Here is a 19,129-nt window from a genome sequence, read left to right as displayed (position 1 = left end):
ATGTGCGTTTTTCTCAGTATCACAATGAACTCATTGGCTGATCTCAAGCTTTGAACAATCGACCTCCAGTTCTCGGCCATCAGTGGCCTTCCAACCGATTGAGAAGCTGAGATCCATCGAAGTTTTATTATTAGCCTCATCAGTTTCGAGACGGTTGACGGTCAAACTCCCCCAATACGATGAAGGGAGGTACTCCACATAACCTTCCAGACCAAAATGAGCACGGATGAACTGGCCCGGGCCGATCGGATATGTCATGGGTGCCTTCAGCTCACCTTTGTCGGCTTCAAGGGTCAGCTCATTCTTGGAGCCGGGGTTATCCTCGATGCCGAGGCGAATACGTAGTTGCAACCCCTTGATGTAGGACTCCAGCTCAAGGTGGTCAAATTTAATCGGCACCGGCTTTCCGTGATCAATGATCAAGTTCGCCTCGAACCTGTCCCCGGACGTTAAGATCTCTCCTATATCTTTTCCGAAGCTCATGAGTTTTCCTCCCTCGCGTGCTTCAACATCTACTGTGACCACCACAAAACTACGCCCTGAAAAACCCGTGTTCTACTGTCAACCCTGACAGTAGACACCGCAGCGGTGAAACGTAAGGTTGAAAGGTTGAGCAGCCCGTTCGCGACGGCAAATACCGCCAGCCCGCTCGGGTCAGCGGCCACCGTCTTGCTTTGCGTTCAACCTTTCGGGAAAATTGGTTACAGATTCTTACAGACCACAGAGGGAGCTTGTCGTAATGATCGTAGGAATCGACCTGGGGACGACCAACAGTCTCGCAGCGGTCTGGCGCGGTGACGCCGCCGAATTGGTGCCCAATGCCCTTGGCCAATTGCTCACCCCGAGCGTAGTCGGGCTGGATGATCAGGGGCGCGTGCTGGTCGGCCAGGCCGCCAAGGAGCGCCTGCACACTCACCCGCACCTGACTACGTCGCTGTTCAAGCGCTACATGGGCAGCGCCACCGAAGTGCGCCTGGGCGACCGTTCGTTCCGCCCGGAAGAACTCTCGGCACTGGTGCTCAAAAGCCTGAAAGAAGACATCGAGCGCACCTACGGCCACACCGTCACCGAAGCCGTGATCAGCGTGCCCGCGTACTTCAGCGACGGCCAACGCAAAGCCACGCGCATTGCCGGTGAGCTGGCCGGACTCAACGTTGAAAAACTGATCAACGAACCCACCGCCGCCGCCCTCGCCTACGGCCTGCATCAACGCGACAAAGAAACCTCGTTCCTGGTGTTCGACCTCGGTGGCGGCACGTTTGACGTGTCGATCATCGAACTGTTCGAAGGGGTCATGGAAGTGCGCGCCAGCGCCGGCGACAATTTCTTGGGCGGCGAAGATTTCGACACGCTGCTGCTGGAGCATTTCGTCGACAGCCAGCGCAACGCCCAAGGCTTTCCGCCCACCAGCAGCGTGCTGCACGCCTTGCGCCGCGAGGCCGAACGCGTACGCAAGGCATTGGGCCAAGATGACAGCGCCGACTTCACCCTGCGCGTCGATGGCCAGCAGTGGGTAAAAACCATCACTCAAGCGGAGCTGGCCAAGCTCTACACGCCGCTGTTGGAGCGCCTGCGCGCGCCAATCGAGCGCGCCCTGCGCGATGCGCGCATTCGTGTCAGTGACCTGGATGAAATCCTGCTGGTGGGCGGCACCACGCGCATGCCGCTGGTGCGCAAACTCGCCGCCGGGTTGTTCGGGCGTTTTCCCTCCATCAGCCTCGACCCCGACCAAGTGGTGGCCCACGGCGCCGCAATCCAGGCCGCCCTCAAAGCGCGTTCCGCCGCGCTGGAAGAAGTGGTGCTGACCGACGTGTGCCCCTACACCCTGGGCATCGAAACCTCGAACCAATACGGCGGCCATATCGAAAGCGGCCACTACCTGCCCCTGATCGAACGCAACAGCAGCGTGCCGGTGAGCCGGGTCAAAAGTGTGGTCACCCTGCACGATGACCAGAGCCGCGTGCTGCTGAAGATCTATCAAGGCGAAAGCCGCTTGGTGAAAGACAACATCGAACTGGGCCAACTGGAAATCGCCGTGCCCAAGCGCAAAGCCGGTGAAGTCTCCCTGGACGTACGCTTTACCTACGACAACAACGGCCTGCTGGAAGCCCAGGTGAATATCCCGCTGACCGGCGAGCAACATTCCCTGGTGATCGAAAACAACCCAGGTGTGCTCAGCCCGCAGGAAATCCAGCAACGCCTGCAAGCCCTGGCGCTACTGAAGATTCATCCGCGTGACCAGCAGGTCAACACCGTTCTGACCGCGCGCCTTGAACGGCTCTATCAGGAAAGCCTGGGTGAGCTGCGCGAACAACTCGGGCATTGGGCCGCTCAGTTCCAGCATGTGCTCGACACCCAGGACGAACGCCGCATCCGCGAAGCCCGCAGCGAACTGACCCGGCAACTGGAGCAGCTCGATAACGGCTTTTGGCGCTGAGGAAAGATCACATGGATTGTTGGACCGTACTGCAGCTGCCGGAAGATGCCGACGAGCGCACCATCAAACGCAGCTATGCGCGGCTGCTCAAAAGCTGCCGCCCGGATGAAGACGCCGCCGGCTTCCAGCGCCTGCGCGAGGCCTATGAAGAAGCGCTGAGCGAAGCGCGCTGGCGCATGGACAACGCCGAGGCAGTGGCCGTCGAGGCACCGCTGGCCGAAGCGGCCCCCGACAACCTCAGCGATCTGGCCGAACTGATGGACGTGCGCCCCCTCAGCCCGGCGCCGTTCGACGCCCCCGCGCCAGACCCTGCCGAAGCGCTGATCTGCGGCCTCAATGCCCATAACCTCAATGAACGCTGGGCGCAGGCTCGGCAACAGGGTTGCGCCGACGCGTTCCAGGCCGGCCTGTTGCGCCATTGTTTCAATGCCCCCGGCGAACGCAGCGCCATCGCCCAATGGGCCGCGCAGCACCTGGAATGGCTGACGCCGTGGCAGCAGGTAGCGATGACCCCTTGGCAATACGAGGCGCTGACCGGCGAACTGTTGCAGGACTATCGCCGCACCTTGCAAGAACTGCTGGAGCAACAGGCCGAACGCGAGTTCATCAGCCAATTGACCCAGTACAACAGCCAAGCCTGGTTACAGGTATTCGACTTGCAGCAGCAGTGGCAACGCATCGTTCTGCAATTGCTGCATGACACCCAATGGAGCGTGCCGCTGTTCGAACGGGTGTGCCAGACATTTGGTTGGGACGATCAGAAAGGGGTGTACCCGGAACCGGCGTGGATGTGGCGCCAGTTGGTGTCGCGTTGTGAGCAGGAGAGTTTCTTCACTCATCTGCAAGAAAAAGCCCAGGACACCCGACGCAACTCCGCCGACGCTCTGGCCGCGCGCTTATTGCTGACGCCGATGTCCACCACTCAACAAAAACGCATCATCGACACCTTCGGCGAAAACGAATGGAACGCCTGCCAGCACCTGGCCGAGACCCTGACCTGGCGTTATCCGCAACTGATCGAGCGGCTGCCTCAGCCTGACCTGTTCTTCTGGCGCAAATTCGTGCCACGGCCGATCTACACCCAAGTGTTTATCCGGTTGTGGGCCGTGTTCGCCCTGGGTATCGGCCTGAGCATCGCCCACTCCAAGCCCGACAAGCTGGGCTTGATGTCGGTGTCGATCTTTATGTTCATGGCACTGGTGCCGGCCGGTATCGGTTTTCGCGTCACGCAGTTTTGGGCCGGGATGAGTTCGACCTACAGAGTGCTGGACTTGTGGCTGAGCCAGCGCTTGATCCCCAAGCGACTCAACCCCAACGACTATTGGCTGGTGATCCGCCACGGCGTGCCGCAAGCGATCATGCTGGTGGCCTGCGCCTTGATGCTCGGCGTCCTCGGCGCGTTCACCTATGCCGGCATGGTGTTGATCAACCTGTTGCACAAAAAACGCATCGGTCATATGAGCCAACGCTTCAGCGAAGGCTACCCGTGGCTCAACGGCCTGCATTGGGCGTTCTGGAGCCCATGGCAAGCGGTGTTCCTGGTGGTGATGGTGGCCGTGATCGTCGCGGCCCAGCATTACCTGCCGGCGTTCCCCTGGACCCACATCGATCTGCCCAAACGCTGAGCCTGCCGGGCCTGAGCGCCCGGCAACTTGCGTTCGATCATCGCCCACAACCCGCCCTCCCCCGATTGAACCGCCCACGCACCGCCGCGCACCATGGCCGCCACCTGCATAACCCCAATAACAACAGGTTCGATACCATGAGCACTTTCCACCCGCGCCGGCTGTTGCTGGCCACCGCTGTCGCCAGTCTTGCCTTGCCTGCCGTCGCCGAAGACCACGGTTTTTTCGAAGACGCCAGCGCCAACCTCAACCTGCGTAATTTCTTCTTCAACCGTAACTTCGCCAACCCGAGCAAAACCCAGGGTGGCGCCCAGGAGTGGACGCAGAGTTTTATCCTCGACGCCAAATCCGGTTTCACTCAGGGCACGGTGGGGTTCGGCGTGGATGTCCTGGGGCTGTATTCGCTCAAGCTCGACGGCGGACGCGGCACCGGCGGCACCCAGCTGTTGCCGTTGGATCACGACGGCCGCCCGGCGGATGACTTCGGGCGTTTGGGCGTGGCGTTCAAAGCACGGCTGTCCAAGACCGAGCTGAAGGTGGGCGAGTGGATGCCGGTGCTGCCGATCCTGCGCGCCGACGATGGCCGCTCCCTGCCGCAAACCTTGCGCGGTGGGCAGATCACATCCAAGGAAATCGAGGGCCTGACCCTCTACGGCGGCCAATTCCGCGCTAACAGCCCGCGCGACGACAGCAGTCTGTCGGACATGTCGATGGTGGGCAAAACGGCCTTTACCTCGGACCGCTTCAACTTCCAAGGCGCCGAATACATATTCAACGACAAGCGCACCCAGATCGGCCTGTGGAACGCTCAACTCAAGGACATTTACCGCCAACAGTTCGTCAACCTGATCCACAGCCAGCCCGTGGGCGACTGGACCTTGGGCGCTAACCTCGGGTTCTTCTATGGCAAAGAAGACGGCAGCGCCCGCGCGGGCGAGTTGGACAATAAAACCTGGTCCGGCCTGCTCTCGGCCAAATACGGCGGCAACACGTTCTACGTGGGCCTGCAAAAGCTCAGCGGCGACAGCGCGTGGATGCGCGTCAACGGCACCAGCGGCGGTACCTTGGCCAACGACAGCTACAACTCAAGCTACGACAATGCCCAGGAGAAATCCTGGCAAGTGCGCCACGACTACAACTTCGCCGCCCTCGGCGTGCCGGGCCTGACCCTGATGAACCGCTATATCAGCGGCAGCAATGTGCACAGCGGCATCGTCACCGATGGCAAGGAATGGGGGCGCGAAAGCGAAGTGGGCTACACCGTGCAAAGCGGCGCGGCGAAGAACCTGACGGTTCGCTGGCGCAATTCCAGCATGCGCCGCGACTACAGCAACAACGAGTTCGATGAAAACCGGCTGATCGTCAGTTACCCGATCAGTCTGCTGTAAACCGGCGCGGCACTTGCTGTATGGTGCGCGCCTGCCGCTGCTGATCCGCCCAGCAGCGGCCTCTTTGCCGAGCCCGTGCCCACCATGAAACCCTTTGCTTTCGCCGCTGCCGTGCTTGCCCTGGCCTTGAGCCTCGGCGGCTGCATCAGCGCGCCAATCGCCTTGACGCCCCAGACCGAACAACGCCTGCAAGCCCAGGCGCCAATCCGCTTTCTGTTGACCTTCGATGACGGTCCCAGTGCTTCGGGCTATAACAACCCGACCCGCTCGGTGATCGCCGACCTGGCACACAACCCGGTGCTGCCGGGCATCAAGGCGGTGTTCTTCTTACAGACCGAATCCGCGCGCGCAGGCGGCAGTTCGCGGGGTCGCAAGACCATGGAACGCGAGTACGCCGGCGGGCATGTGCTGGCGTTTCACACCGCCACCACCTTCCACACCAATCACCGCTGGCTCAACGATGCCGAACTGGAACGCACCCTCACCCAGGGTGCGGCCGATATCGCCGCCATCACCGGCGCACCGCCGCGCCTGGTGCGCCCGCCGTTCTGGAACTATGACCGCCGCACCTTTGCCGCCTATCAACGCCACGGTATGCAGGTACTGCTTACGGACCTGAGCGCCAATGACGGCAAGATCTGGGGTTTCAATGCCAGCCCACGCCGACGCGCCAATCTGTATCGGCAACTGTCGGTGGTGCGCGAGCGCATCGCCCTCAGCGAATTGCCCACGGTGGACGGCGTGATCCCGGTGGTGGTGACCTTCCACGACATCAACCGCTACACCGCGCGGCACCTGCAGGAGTACTTGCAGATCCTGTTGGACAGCGCCCGCATCAACGGCATGAAAACCGCCGCAGAACCTTTCTACACCGACCACCCAGCACTGGAACGCGCCGCCCTGGCCCGTACGGTCAAGGACGTGAATGACACCGTACACCTGCCGGGCGTGTGGAATTGGGTGTGGGATGCGGACTCGCACTAAAACCAAAGCCGAGTGGCATTAATAAACATCGCGAAAAGCAATCGAGGAGACCCCACGCGGAACGGGACTTATGTGCAAACCAACTGATAAGGCACATCCGTTAACAACCCCGAGCCTTCAGTATGACTATTTCCGCAAGCACATCTCACCCGACGACCTACTCCGGCCATTCATCAACGACGCCGCCAGAGCCGTCCGTTGAGATCAAGTACAAACGCCCTGACTCCGATGCATTCACCGCCGCCTCCCGGCCTTCTCCGGCTGGCAGAATCGGAGAAAAAAACTACATCAACAACGAAGTTTTGTTCCAAGACAAGAACGTCAAAATCTCCCAGGATTTCGAATTCGCAGCGACAAAAAAAGGCGACGTAAGCTTGATATCCACCCAGATCGTGCTGGAAACCGGCAACCGCGCAGACAACATCCACATCACCAAGGGCACCGAAGGAAAGTTGCTCGTCACCGTCAACGCAAAGGCCTACACCCTCCAGTTACACGCGCGCCCCGACCTGGGGCAGTTCCAACCCCTGCATATCAAAACCCACGGCGGCAACGACTCTGTAGTGATTGCCCCCGACGTCACTACCCCCCTCATCCGCATCGACCTGGGCGCCGGTAACGATTACGCCCATGCCGGTGGCGCCACTACTCAGATCAGGGGTGGCGCAGGAGACGACTATATCGTCATGGGCAGTGGGCGCGGCGCGGCCTCGGGCGAGGACGGCAACGACCTGTTGGTCGCGGGCAGCGGTAGCACTGCACTGTATGGCGGTAATGGCAACGATAGGATGTATGCCGTAACGCCTCTCGCCAAAGGCATGGTGCATATGGACGGCGGAAACGGTGACGACACAATGGTCGCTAGAAAGCGCCACGCCGTGATGCACGGTGGCGGTGGTAACAACCTGATGGTCAGCCACGACAGCGCGGTCATCTACACCGGCCGTGGTAGCAACAGGGTCAGGTCCTACCACGACAATACGACGATCTACGCCAAGCCCTCAGACAACGTGGTTAGCTCGCTCAACTCACGCCGGATCGATGTAGAGCCCAGTAACGCCGGAAAAAAAGCCTTTCGAGTAGAGGGCTCTGCCGAGTTCAAACAAAACTTCGAGGACAATCTGGAGCTGTTGCGAATGTCGCCGACCGGCCAAGGCGTGTTGCAGAAGGCCGACGAACTGGCCGAGCAAAACAACGCCCCCATTACCCTCCGTGAATTAAGCGCCCGCGATGACATGCTGTACGGTTTCAACAACACATCCATTGAACAACACCTTGAAGCGGGAGGTGACTTGGACTCGCTCACGCTTTCACAGCGAGGTTTCATCGTTGACGGTCAGCCGGGAGCAAAGGCTGACCGCGGCACAATCCTCTACAACCCTTTGTCCATGTATAACGAAACTTCCAGCCCAATCACCGGCCTGGCCCATGAAATGGCCCACGCGTTCAACGGTGCCACCGGCACATTTGTGCCGGGCAATACGGCGGACTCGGCCAACAATAATACCGAGGAGCCGAATCTGGAACGGCAAGCCGTGGGCCTGCAAACCACCTCAGCACCTTTTGACTTTGATGGTGACCCAAACACCGCCCCTACCACGACCAACCCGCCCCCCTTCACCGAAAATGCCCTGAAGCGGGAGATGGGTCTGCCGTTACGCAAACGTGTCTTTGAGAATCCATAGACCTGAGGTCCGAGCCCTCCACGCCTGCGCGGGAACCCCCTGTTCAAACCGGTTCCCGCGACTCCACACCCAGCTCATCCCACACCGACTCGGCCAGGTGAAAGGTCGCATTCGCCGCCGGAATCCCGCAGTAGATGGCGCTCTGCATCAGCACCTCCTTGATCTCGGCGCGGGTCACGCCGTTGCTGGCGGCGGCGCGCAGGTGCAGCTTGAGTTCTTCGCTGCGGTTCATGCCGATCAGCATGGCGATGGTGATCAGGCTGCGGGTGTGCCTGGGCAAGCCCGGTCGGGTCCAGATATCGCCCCAGGCATGACGGGTGATCATCTCCTGGAACTCGCTGTTGAATTCGGTCAACGCGTTGAGGCTGCGGTCGACATGGGCATCGCCCAGCACTTCACGACGCACTTGCAGGCCGTCGGCGTAACGTTGTTTCTCGTCCACGAAAAGCTCCTTAGCGGCACAACAGGAATTTAATCACCCGGTCACTGAACGCAGCACCGGCCTGCACATTGGACAGGTGCGCGGCGTAGAACTCGGCGTACTCGGCAGCCTTGACCTGTTGCTGGATAAAGTGCCCACCCGCTGGCGGCGTGACGGCATCTTCACTGCCGGCGATGACCAGGGTCGGCACCTGGATCGCCCCTAGGTTTGCGCGTAAATCCGCATCCCGTACCGCCGCGCAGTTGGCCGCGTAGCCCTGGGGCGAGGTGGCGGCGAGCATGTCGGTGATCAGTTTGGCCTGGTGTGGGTTGGCAGCGGCGAAGTCGGGGGTGAACCAGCGCGCAATCGACGCATCGCGCAAGGCCACCATCGCGTCCGCGCCATCGCGCAGCACGGTCTCGATGCGTGGGTTCCACACCTCGGGCGTGCCAATTTTGGCGGCGGTGTTGCACACCACCAGACGCTGCAAGCGCTCACCGGCGTTAATGCCCAGCCATTGGCCGATCAGGCCGCCCATGGACAACCCGCAAAAATGCGCGCGGCGAATCTGCAACCCATCCAGCAGCGCGAGCACATCGCGCCCCAATTGCTCGATGCTGTAAGGCCCCTCGGTCACCAGCGACTTGCCATGCCCACGGGTGTCATAGCGCAACACGCGAAAATGCTCGGTGAACGCCGGGATCTGGGTATCCCACATACGTAGGTTGGTGCCCAACGAATTGGACAGCACCAACACCGGCGCATCCACCGGGCCTTCCAGTTGGTAGTGCAGGTCGCCCTCGGCGAGTTGTACAAAAGCCACAGCAGTCTCCTCAGGCAGTCAATGCAAAATGATCGGTCACGGCGCGGCTGACCCAAGTGTGCGCCTGCCCCAAGTAATGGGCCGGGTCGAGCAAGCGATCCAGCTCCGTGGGGGACAGTTCGGCGTTGATCTGTGGTTCGTCCGCCAATACCGCGCGCAGATGGCGCCCCTCGGCGACCGCCCGCTGACAGCATCGCTCCAGCAGATGGTGCGCGGTTTCGCGGCCCAGGCACTGGGCGAGCACAATGCTCACCGCTTCGGCCAGCACCAGGCCCTGGGTCAATTCGAGGTTGCGCGCCATGCGCGCCGGGTCGACCTCCAAGCCCTGGCTCAGCAATACCGCCTGCTGCAAGGCACCGGAAACCAACCGGCAAATCTGCGGCAGGGTTTCCCACTCGGCATGCCACAGGCCCAGGCTTCGCTCGTGTTCCTGGGGCATGGCGCTGAACATCGTGGCCACCAGCCCCGGTACACGAGTGGCGGCGCTGATCAGGACGGCGGCGCCCACCGGGTTGCGTTTGTGCGGCATGGTGGAAGAACCGCCCTTGCCCGGCGCGGCAGGTTCGAACACTTCCGCCGCTTCGGTCTGCATCAGCAGGCTGATGTCCCGCCCCAGCTTGCCGAGGCTGCCGGCGATCAGGCCCAACACACTGGCGAACTCCACCAGGCGATCACGCTGGGTGTGCCAGGGTTGATCGGGCAGGCTCAGGTGCAGTTCGGCGGCCAAGGCTTCGGCCACCGGCATGGCCTGTTCGCCCAACGCCGCCAACGTGCCGGAGGCGCCGCCGAATTGCAGCACCAGCAAACGCGGTTTGAGTTCGGCCAGACGTTGCCGGCTGCGCGTCACCGCGCCCAGCCATCCGGCGATTTTCATGCCCAGGGTCACGGGTGTCGCATGTTGCAACCAGGTGCGCCCGGCCAATGGCACCGCGGCATAGCGCTGGGCTTGCGCGGCCAGCACATCCCCCAATTGCGCCAGGTCGCTTTCGATCAACACCAAGGCACGCCGCAGTTGCAGGACCAGGCCGGTGTCCATCACGTCCTGGCTGGTGGCGCCCAGGTGCACATAGCGCTCGGCATCGGCGTCCTCGCTGGCAATCAATTTGCCCAAGGCTTTCACCACTGGGATCGCCGAGTTGCCCGCCGAGGCAATCGCCATGCCGAGGGCATCCACGTCGTACAGCGATGCCAGGCACGCCTGGGCAATCGGTGCCACGGCCGCTAGCGGAATCAACCCGACGCGCGCCTGCGCCCGGGCCAGAGCGGCTTCGAAATCCAGCATGCCCTGCAAGCGCCCCTGGTCGCAGAACACCTCGGCCATGCTGTCGGCGGTGAAATAGGCGTCGAACAGTTGGTTGCTCGTGCGCAACGTCATAACTCAGTCCTTACAGATCGTGGTGCAGGTATTCCGCCTGTTTCGGCAGACGCAAGCTGAACAGGAACGCCACCGCCATCATGCCAGTCACGTACCAGTAGAAAGTGTTTTCCATGCCTATGGACTTCAAGCCCAGCGCCACATATTCCGCCGAGCCGCCGAACAGCGCATTGGCCACGGCGTAAGCCAGCCCGACGCCGAGGGCGCGAACATGGGGCGGGAACATTTCGGCTTTCACCAGGCCGCTGATGGAGGTGTAGAAACTCACAATCGCCAGCGCCAGGGAAATCAACACAAATGCCAGAAACGGACTGGTCACGGTTTTCAACGTCAACAGGATCGGCACCGTGCACAGCGTGCCGAGTGCGCCGAACCAAAGCATCGAGTTACGTCGGCCGATCTTGTCCGAGAGCATGCCGAACAACGGCTGCATGCACATGTACAAGAACAGCGCGCCGGTCATGATGAAGCTGGCGGTCTTGGCGTGCAGGCCGGCGGTGTTCACCAGGTACTTCTGCATGTAGGTGGTGAATGTGTAGAAAATCAGCGAACCGCCGGCGGTGTAGCCCAGCACGGTGATAAACGCGGCTTTGTGATGACGGAACAGCGCGGCCACACTGCCGGCGTTTTTGTCCTGGCGGGTTTCCTGGCTGGTGGTTTCTTTCAGGGTGCGACGCAGCAACAAGGAGATCAGCGCGGCAATCGCGCCGATCACGAACGGAACGCGCCAGCCCCAGGCGCGCAGTTCCTCTTCGCTGAGCAGCTGTTGCAGGATCACCACCACCAGCACGGCCAGCAATTGCCCGCCGATGAGCGTCACGTATTGGAACGAGGCGAAGAAGCCGCGTTGCCCCTTGAGCGCCACCTCACTCATATAAGTGGCCGTGGTGCCGTATTCGCCGCCCACCGACAACCCCTGGAACAACCGCGCCACCAGCAGCAATGCCGGGGCCCAGGCGCCGATATCCTTGTAGGTGGGCAGAAAGGCGATAACCAGCGACCCGGCGCACATCATCAGCACCGAGATCATCATCGAGTTCTTGCGCCCATGCTTATCGGCCACTCGACCAAACAGCCAGCCGCCGATCGGCCGCATCAGGAACCCGGCGGCGAACACACCGGCGGTGTTAAGCAGTTGAACGGTGGGATCATCCGATGGGAAAAACGCCGGAGCGAAATAAATGGCGCAGAAGGCATAGACGTAGAAGTCGAACCATTCGACCAAGTTGCCGGAAGAGGCACCGACAATCGCGAAGATGCGCTTGCTGCGTTCTTCGCCGGTGTAATGACTGGTGGTGGTGGTCATAGTGTTTTCACTCAGTGGGAACGGTTATAGCCTAGACACACTTTGCAACAGCCATGTTCCGAAAGCGGTGCCTGAGACGGCCTGATCGGGGGCAAGCCCCCTCCCACATCTTGACCGCACCGCCTATCAACTGTGGGAGGGGGCTTGCCCCCGATCAGGCCCTACCAAACGAATCAATAATCGAAGAACACCGTTTCCTTATCGGCCCCCTGCAAAATCACATTCCACTGATACACACCGTGCGCGTCCGGCTTGGCCACCAAGGTACTCCGGCGCTCCACGGGCACACAGGCCAGCAGCGGGTCATCCCCATTCAGTGCTTCACCATCGAAATAAATCCGCGTAAGCAAGTGCTTCACCAGACCACGGGCAAACACCAATATCACCAAGTGCGGTGCCTGGGTCGTGCCGTTGAGCCCCGGCACACTACCCGGTTTGATGGTGGTGAAGCGAAACCGCCCTTCGGCGTCCACCGGCACGCGGCCGAAGCCTTCAAAACTCGGGTCGAGGGCTTTGTCCTGCTCGTCCTCGGGGTGGTTGTACTTGCCGGCCGCGTTGGCCTGCCAGACTTCCAGCATGGCGTCATTGACGACCTCGCCCTTGCCATCCACCACTTGCCCGCTGATCGCCACGCGCTCGCCAAGGGTGGCCGGGGTGGTCAGGTCTTCGCGGTTCAGCCAGGTCAGACCAATGTGGTAGTACGGCCCGACGGTGTGGGACGTGGTTGCGTTGAGTGTCATCTTATTTCTCCATCGGCGTGGCATCGCGGCCGCGCAGGACGATGTCCCAGCGGTAGCCGAGGGCATAGGACGGAATGGTTTTTTCCAGATCGAAACGCGCGATCAGGCGTTCCTTGGCACGGGTGTCCGGCACGCAGTTGTAGATCGGGTCGTATTCGAGCAGCGGATCGCCGGGGAAATACATCTGGGTCACCAAACGCGTGAGCACGCTGGGGCCGAACAGCGAAAAGTGGATATGGGCCGGGCGCCACGCGTTGTGGTGGTTGCCCCACGGGTAGGCGCCGGGCTTGATGGTCTGGAACTGGTACCACCCGTCGGCGTCGGTAACGGTACGCCCGGTGCCGGTGAAGTTGGGGTCCAGCGGCGCATCGTGCAGGTCGCGCGGGTGGTTGTAGCGCCCGGCCGCGTTGGCCTGCCAGATCTCCACCAGAATACCGGGCACCGGCAGACCGTTTTCATCCAGCACGCGGCCATGGATGATGATGCGTTCGCCCAGGGGCTCACCGTCATGCTGGGCGGTGAGGTCGTTGTCCTTCTCACCGACCCGCTCGGCGCCGATGGTCGGGCCGGTGATTTCCGACAAGGAATGGGGCAGAAACACCAACGGCTTGGACGGCGAACGCAGGTTCGTCGACTGGTACGCCGGATGCAGGTATTCAGGCTGGGTGCCCGCCTGGGGGCGCCGGTAACCGGGCTTATCACTCATGGAGCCATCCTCTCTTATTAGACTCAGACGCGTTCGATCGCCAGGGCCAGGCCTTGGCCGACGCCCACGCATAGGGTGGTCAGGCCTTTGCGGCCGCCGGTTTTTTCCAATTGATGCAGGGCCGTCAAGACCAGCCGCGCACCGCTCATGCCCAATGGATGGCCAAGGGCAATAGCGCCGCCGTTCGGGTTGACCTGCGGCGCATCGTCGGCCAGGCCCAGTTCACGCAGCACGGCCAGGCCTTGGCTGGCGAAGGCTTCGTTGAGCTCGATCACATCGAAATCGCTTACTGCCAGGTCCAGACGGGCCAACAGTTTGCGCACCGCCGGCACCGGGCCGATGCCCATTACGCGCGGGGCCACACCGGCACTGGCCATGCCCAATACGCGGGCGCGGGCCGTCAAACCGTGTTGTCGCACAGCCTCGGCGGACGCCAGAATCAGCGCCGCCGCGCCGTCGTTGACCCCCGAGGCATTGCCGGCGGTGACGCTCTTGTCGGGGCCGTTGACCGGCTTGAGTTTGGCCAGGGCTTCCAGGGTGGTGTCCCGTGGATGCTCGTCGCGCTCCACCACGGTTTCGCCTTTTTTATGGGCGACCCGCACCGGCACGATTTCCTCGGCAAAGTAACCGGCGGCCTGCGCGGCAGCCGTGCGTTGCTGGCTGCGCAGGGCGAACGCGTCCTGGTCGGCGCGGGAGACGTTGTAATCGTCGGCCACGTTATCGGCGGTTTGCGGCATCGCATCCACGCCGTATTGGGCTTTCATCAACGGGTTGATAAAGCGCCAGCCGATGGTGGTGTCTTCCAGCGTCATGTTGCGCGAAAACGCGGCATCGGCCTTGCCCATCACGAAGGGCGCTCGGGACATCGACTCGACGCCACCGGCAATCACCAACTCCATCTCGCCGCTGGCAATGGCACGAAACGCAGTGCCGATGGCCTCCATGCCCGAGGCGCACAAACGGTTGAGGGTCACGCCCGGCACGCTCTCCGGCAGGCCGGCCAGCAGCAACGCCATGCGCGCCACATTGCGGTTGTCTTCGCCGGCCTGGTTGGCACAGCCGAGGAACACCTCATCGACCGCGTCCCATTGCACCGACGGGTTGCGCGCCATCAGCGCCTTGATCGGCAGCGCCGCCAGGTCGTCGGCGCGTACGCTGGATAAACCACCGCCAAAGCGGCCGATGGGGGTGCGAATGGCGTCGCAGATAAATACCTCGCGCATCAGGCTTCTCCCGGGGCTTGGCCGTGGGCGGCGGCGGTGCGGGCTTCAAGGTCGCGCAGCGCGGTCAGCTCGGCCTCAGTGGGTTCGGCGGTGGTGCTGACCTGTTCGGCGAAACGAATCGCCCAACCGGTGGCGGCCACCACCTGTTCACGGGTCACGCCGGGATGCAGCGCGGTGACCACGAACTCATGGGTGCCCTCCTCCGGCTCCATGACGCACAGGTCGGTAATAATCCCTACAGGCCCTGCGCCTGGCAGACCCAGCCGTTTACGCGAGTCGCCGCCTTCGCCATGGCCGACCGAGGTGATGAAGTCCAGCTTGTCGACGAACGAGCGCGCCGACTGCTTGAGAATGATCAACACGCTCTTGGCCGAGCCGGCGATTTCCGGCGCGCCCCCGGCCCCCGGCAAACGCACCTTGGGCTGGTGGTAATCGCCGACCACGGTCGTGTTGATATTGCCGAAACGGTCGACCTGGGCCGCGCCGAGGAAGCCCACGTCAATGCGCCCGCCTTGCAGCCAGTAACGGAAAATTTCCCCAGTGGGCACCACGGTGTCGGCGGTTTCCGCCAGCTCGCCATCACCGATGGACAGCGGCAGCACGGACGGCTTGGCGCCGATCGGGCCGGACTCGTAGATCAGCACCACGTCCGGCGATGAGGTCAGGCGCGCCAGGTTGGCGGCCTTGGAGGGCAGGCCGATGCCGACGAAGCACACCGAACCGTTGTTGAGGCGGCGCGCGGCGGCGACGGTCATCATCTCATTGGTCGAATAGGTCATTACTTGGCCTCCGGTGCGGCGGCCAGCTTGGCCTGGAACTCAGTGAAATCGGCAGTGCCGCGGATGTAGTCGTCGACCCATGCGGTAAAGGTCTCACGGTCGCGAGCGATAGGGTCCCACGCCTGGTAGAAACGGTTATCCCGCTCGTTGTAGCCATGGGCGTAGGACGGGTGCGCGCCGCCGGGCACATGGCACACCGCTGTCAGGGCCCAGGTCGGCAGCACACAGCTGTTCATCGGCGCATTCAGGTCGTCGACGATTTCTTCCACGGTGACGATGCAACGCTTGGCGGCCAGCGCGGCTTCTTTCTGCACACCGAGAATGCCCCAGAGCAACACGTTGCCCTTGCGGTCGGCCTTCTGCGCGTGAATCACCGTGACATCCGGGCGCACCGACGGCACCGCTGCCAGCACTTCGCCGGTGAATGGGCAAGTCACGCTCTTGATCAGCGGGTTGACCTTGGGCAAGTCGGAACCGGCGTAAGCGCGCAGCACCGCGAACGGTAGGCCGGAGGCCCCGGCTACGTAGGCATTGGCCAGGTCGGCGTGGCTGTGTTCTTCGATCTCCAGCGGTTGCGGCCACTGCTTTTCGACTGCGTCCCGCAGACGATGCAGGGAGCCTACGCCGGGGTTGCCGCCCCAGGAAAAAATCAGCTTGCGGGCACAACCGGCGCCGATCAACTGGTCGTAGATCAGGTCAGGTGTCATGCGTACCAGCGTCAGGTCTTTCTTGCCTTGACGAATGATTTCATGACCCGCTGCCGTAGGAATGAGGTGGGTAAAACCTTCCAGTGCGACGGTGTCGCCGTCGTTGACGAATTGCTTTACCGCATCACGCAGGGCAAGGATTTCAGCCATGGGGGTCGGGCTCCCGGTGTTGATCGAAAAAGGCGCTGAGGGCGCGCCGAGTGCTTGCAGATTAAGCCGGGCAAATGGGCCGAACAATCCGATAATCGACTAAGCGTTCGATTATCGAACTGATTGTTGGCAGGCTATCGATCAGGTCGCGTCGGCATGGCTGACCATGCCTTTGATCACAACCGCAGTGGTGGCCAGTGCGGCGGGAATCACCAAGGCGGTGAGCACTTGCTCGAAGTTCCAGCCCAGGCCCAGCAGCGTGGCGCCCATCCAGGCCCCGAGAATCGCGCCGAAACGCCCGATGCCGAGCATCCACGACACCCCAGTGGCGCGGCCCTGGGTCGGGTAGAAGCGCGCAGCCAGGGAAGGCATCGCCGATTGCGCGCCGTTGACGCACATCCCGGCGATCAGCACCAGGGTTGCCAGTAACGTGATGTTGCCCAGGCTCTGCCCGACCGCGTAAGCAAATACACCGGCCAGCAGGTAAAACGTACCGATGACCTTGTGCGGGTTGAACCGGTCCATTGCCCAGCCCACGCCGACCGCGCTCAATACACCGCCGAACTGGAACAGCGCGCCGATAAACGCGGCCTGCTCCATGCTCGCACCGCTGTCGCGCATCAGGGTGGGCAGCCAGCTGGTCAGCAGGTACACGATCACCAGCCCCATGAAGTAGGTCAGCCATAGCAACAAGGTGCCGGCGCTGTAGGTGCCGGAAAAGATCACCGCGAACACGTTGCGTGCCTTCACGGTTTTTTGTTCGGGCACACTGAAATGGGTGGCCTGGGCGACGAGATTGGGTTCGATGGGCGAGAGGGTCCGGCGCACTTTGTCGGTGCCACGGTTGCGTACCACCAGGTAACGCGCCGATTCCGGCAACCACACCAGCAGCACCACGGCCAGGATCAACGGCAGAATGCCGCCGATCAACAACAGGCTATGCCAGCCAAACGCGGGGATCAGCTTGGCCGAGATAAACCCGCCGCCGGCCATGCCCAGGTTGAAGCCGCAGAACATGCTGGTCACCAGCAGCGACTTATGGCGTTCAGGGGTGTATTCGGAGAGCAAGGTGGTGGCGTTGGGCATACCCGCGCCCAGGCCCAAGCCGGTGAGAAAACGCAACACCAGCAACTGATCGACGCTGCTGCTGTAGGCCGAAGCCAGGCTGAATGCACCGAACACCAGCACCGCGCCTACCAGCACGACTTTGCGCCCGAAACGGTCGGCCAGCGGGCCAGAGCCCAGGGCGCCGAACACCATGCCGATCAACGCGGCGCTCATTACCGGGCCAAGGCTGGCGCGGTCGATGCCCCAGTCCTGAGACAAAGCCGGCGCAATAAAGCCCATGGCCGCTGTATCGAGGCCATCGAGAAACACGATCAGGAAACACAGGATGACCACGCGCCACTGATAGCGCGACAGCGGCTGGCTATTGATAAAGGACTGCACGTCCAGAGAAGTACCGACAGAAGGCTGATTCATTATTTTTATTCCACACCGATGGCGGGCTGACGGCCTGGGGCCGTCATTCTTATTAAAGGGCGCTGGAACAGCGCTGCCGCACATTAATAAGCCGGGGGAAACACCGTCAATTGATCAGACCGGGATCTGTGCGGTCACCGAACACTTAGGCAAACAGCTGCGCACTCAGCTCGCGGCTGGCGCTGAGCATACTGGGCAAGAAACGCTGTTCCAGCTCGCTGCGACTGACCCGCCCGGCGTGGGTGCTCACATTCAGCGCCGCGAGCACTTGGCCGGAGGCGTCATACACCGGCACGGCGATGGAGCGCAGGCCCTGTTCGAGCTCCTGATCGACGATGCACCAGCCCTGCTGACGCACCTGTTGCAGGCATTCGAACAAGGCCTGAGGGGTGGTAAGGGTACGGCTGGTCTTGGTTTGCAGATCGGCGTGGTCGAGGTAGTCCTGCAGCGACGCATCGTCCAGCGCCGCCAGTAGGATGCGACCCATGGAGGTGCAGTACGCCGGCAAACGCCCGCCGACGGAGAGGTCCACGGAGATCAGGCGCTGAGTGGTGGCCGAACGGGCGATATAGAGGATGTCATCGCCTTCGAGGGTCGCCATGTTGCAGGCTTCGTGGAGTTGCTCGCTCATGCGATCCAGATAGGGCTGTGCCGATACCGCCAGCGGCGTGGACGACAGGTACGCGTGGCCCAGGGTCAGGACCTTGGGCAGCAGCGAATAGGTACGCCCGTCGGTGGTGGCGTAGCCGAGTTTGATCAGGGTGTGCAGGCAACGGCGCACGGCGGCACGCGGGATTTCGGTGCGATGGCTGATCTGGGCGATGGTCAGGTGGCGTTTGCGCTCCTGGAAGGCTTGCACCACGGCCAGGCCGCGGGCCAGGGAGGTCATAAAGTCGGGATCACCGGTAAACGCCTGGATGCGTTTTGCCGGCGAGGCAACGATCGGAGGGGCTACGGACGCGAAAGAATTGCGCAATTGATCATTCATCTCGATGCCTTCTCTTATTGTCAGCCGCAGGGGAGGTTTGCCCGGTATTACAAGCCGCGCCGGCCGCGCGATACAAGCTTGGGGCGACGACGCCGGGCGATTATCGAACGGGTATTCGATTATCGCAACTCGTCGTATTCCTCCCCGGCAGGCCCAGCGCTCAAACCTGATGATGCTGCGCAAAGTTATACAAAACGATCTTCGCCGTTAAAGCAGTTGCGGACTTTCTGACGCCAGACTTTTATTAATACGCACACGCGGGTATCACAAGATGTTCACACATCCTTGAAGCTTTTTAACTCTATGCCGA

At 61.9% G+C, this 19,129-nt stretch carries 17 protein-coding genes; 5 read left to right on the top strand and 12 right to left on the bottom strand.

Features of this window, described 5'->3' with window-relative positions; translation table 11 throughout:
* Window positions 1-30: 30 nt before the first annotated feature.
* On the bottom strand, window positions 31-483 hold the full coding sequence (locus QRN41_RS19270) for a hypothetical protein (RefSeq protein WP_040267536.1): 453 nt from the start codon (window positions 481-483) through the stop codon (window positions 31-33).
* A 256-nt stretch (window positions 484-739) separates the two neighbouring features.
* Here QRN41_RS19270 and QRN41_RS19265 point away from each other — a divergent pair, with 256 nt between their 5' ends.
* The 5 genes from QRN41_RS19265 (at window position 740) to QRN41_RS19245 (ending at window position 8,119) form a co-directional block, all read left to right on the top strand.
* Window positions 740-2,437, top strand: a complete 1,698-nt coding sequence (locus QRN41_RS19265) for a molecular chaperone HscC (RefSeq protein ID WP_285422007.1) — start codon at window positions 740-742, stop codon at window positions 2,435-2,437.
* Window positions 2,438-2,448: 11 nt separating this feature from the next.
* Window positions 2,449-4,062, top strand: a complete 1,614-nt coding sequence (locus tag QRN41_RS19260; protein ID WP_285422006.1) for a J domain-containing protein — start codon at window positions 2,449-2,451, stop codon at window positions 4,060-4,062.
* A gap of 137 nt (window positions 4,063-4,199) precedes the next feature.
* The gene (locus QRN41_RS19255) at window positions 4,200-5,450 is read left to right on the top strand and encodes an OprD family porin (RefSeq protein ID WP_285422005.1); all 1,251 of its coding nucleotides are present in this window, start codon (window positions 4,200-4,202) and stop codon (window positions 5,448-5,450) included.
* Window positions 5,451-5,534: 84 nt separating this feature from the next.
* Complete coding sequence (locus QRN41_RS19250) at window positions 5,535-6,434, top strand: polysaccharide deacetylase family protein (RefSeq protein ID WP_285422004.1); 900 nt, start codon at window positions 5,535-5,537, stop codon at window positions 6,432-6,434.
* A 122-nt stretch (window positions 6,435-6,556) separates the two neighbouring features.
* On the top strand, window positions 6,557-8,119 hold the full coding sequence (locus tag QRN41_RS19245) for a M91 family zinc metallopeptidase (protein ID WP_285422003.1): 1,563 nt from the start codon (window positions 6,557-6,559) through the stop codon (window positions 8,117-8,119).
* Window positions 8,120-8,162: 43 nt separating this feature from the next.
* On the opposite strand, the gene pcaC is transcribed toward QRN41_RS19245, so the two are convergent.
* The 11 genes from pcaC to pcaR all read right to left on the bottom strand — a co-directional run bounded on the left by pcaC (window position 8,163) and on the right by pcaR (window position 18,819).
* Window positions 8,163-8,561 carry a 4-carboxymuconolactone decarboxylase gene (gene pcaC, locus QRN41_RS19240; RefSeq protein ID WP_034137300.1) on the bottom strand — a complete coding sequence of 133 codons (399 nt, stop codon included), beginning with the start codon at window positions 8,559-8,561 and terminating at the stop codon, window positions 8,163-8,165.
* A 10-nt stretch (window positions 8,562-8,571) separates the two neighbouring features.
* Window positions 8,572-9,363 carry a 3-oxoadipate enol-lactonase gene (gene pcaD / locus QRN41_RS19235; RefSeq protein ID WP_094064709.1) on the bottom strand — a complete coding sequence of 264 codons (792 nt, stop codon included), beginning with the start codon at window positions 9,361-9,363 and terminating at the stop codon, window positions 8,572-8,574.
* A 10-nt stretch (window positions 9,364-9,373) separates the two neighbouring features.
* Window positions 9,374-10,738, bottom strand: coding sequence for a 3-carboxy-cis,cis-muconate cycloisomerase (locus QRN41_RS19230; RefSeq protein WP_285422002.1), 1,365 nt, complete (start codon window positions 10,736-10,738; stop codon window positions 9,374-9,376).
* 10 nt (window positions 10,739-10,748) lie between these two features.
* A complete protein-coding gene (locus QRN41_RS19225; protein WP_167416466.1) occupies window positions 10,749-12,044 on the bottom strand; it encodes an MFS family transporter in 1,296 nt (431 codons plus the stop codon).
* Window positions 12,045-12,217: 173 nt separating this feature from the next.
* Complete coding sequence (gene pcaG, locus QRN41_RS19220) at window positions 12,218-12,784, bottom strand: protocatechuate 3,4-dioxygenase subunit alpha (RefSeq protein ID WP_167416465.1); 567 nt, start codon at window positions 12,782-12,784, stop codon at window positions 12,218-12,220.
* A 1-nt stretch (window position 12,785) separates the two neighbouring features.
* Entirely contained in the window at window positions 12,786-13,490 is a 705-nt protein-coding gene (gene pcaH / locus QRN41_RS19215) for a protocatechuate 3,4-dioxygenase subunit beta (protein WP_034137295.1), read from the bottom strand.
* Between the two features lie 23 nt (window positions 13,491-13,513).
* Window positions 13,514-14,716, bottom strand: coding sequence for a 3-oxoadipyl-CoA thiolase (gene pcaF, locus QRN41_RS19210; RefSeq protein WP_173603576.1), 1,203 nt, complete (start codon window positions 14,714-14,716; stop codon window positions 13,514-13,516).
* Window positions 14,713-15,492 carry a CoA-transferase subunit beta gene (locus QRN41_RS19205; RefSeq protein WP_034137294.1) on the bottom strand — a complete coding sequence of 260 codons (780 nt, stop codon included), beginning with the start codon at window positions 15,490-15,492 and terminating at the stop codon, window positions 14,713-14,715. The genes pcaF and QRN41_RS19205 overlap by 4 nt, the downstream gene beginning before the upstream one ends.
* Window positions 15,492-16,349: a CoA transferase subunit A gene (locus tag QRN41_RS19200; protein ID WP_123480511.1), complete on the bottom strand. Its 858-nt coding sequence runs from the start codon at window positions 16,347-16,349 to the stop codon at window positions 15,492-15,494. The genes QRN41_RS19205 and QRN41_RS19200 overlap by 1 nt, the downstream gene beginning before the upstream one ends.
* A 141-nt stretch (window positions 16,350-16,490) precedes the next feature.
* Window positions 16,491-17,831, bottom strand: a complete 1,341-nt coding sequence (gene pcaK, locus QRN41_RS19195; RefSeq protein ID WP_034096312.1) for a 4-hydroxybenzoate transporter PcaK — start codon at window positions 17,829-17,831, stop codon at window positions 16,491-16,493.
* A gap of 145 nt (window positions 17,832-17,976) precedes the next feature.
* On the bottom strand, window positions 17,977-18,819 hold the full coding sequence (gene pcaR / locus QRN41_RS19190; protein WP_003189296.1) for a pca regulon transcriptional regulator PcaR: 843 nt from the start codon (window positions 18,817-18,819) through the stop codon (window positions 17,977-17,979).
* Window positions 18,820-19,129 lie beyond the last annotated feature (310 nt).

The sequence above is a fragment of the Pseudomonas sp. efr-133-TYG-23 genome (assembly GCF_030209215.1).
Classification (GTDB): Bacteria; Pseudomonadota; Gammaproteobacteria; order Pseudomonadales; family Pseudomonadaceae; genus Aquipseudomonas; species Aquipseudomonas rhodesiae.
Note: the sequence above shows the minus strand (reverse complement) of the source record. Positions and strands in the feature narration are given on the sequence as shown.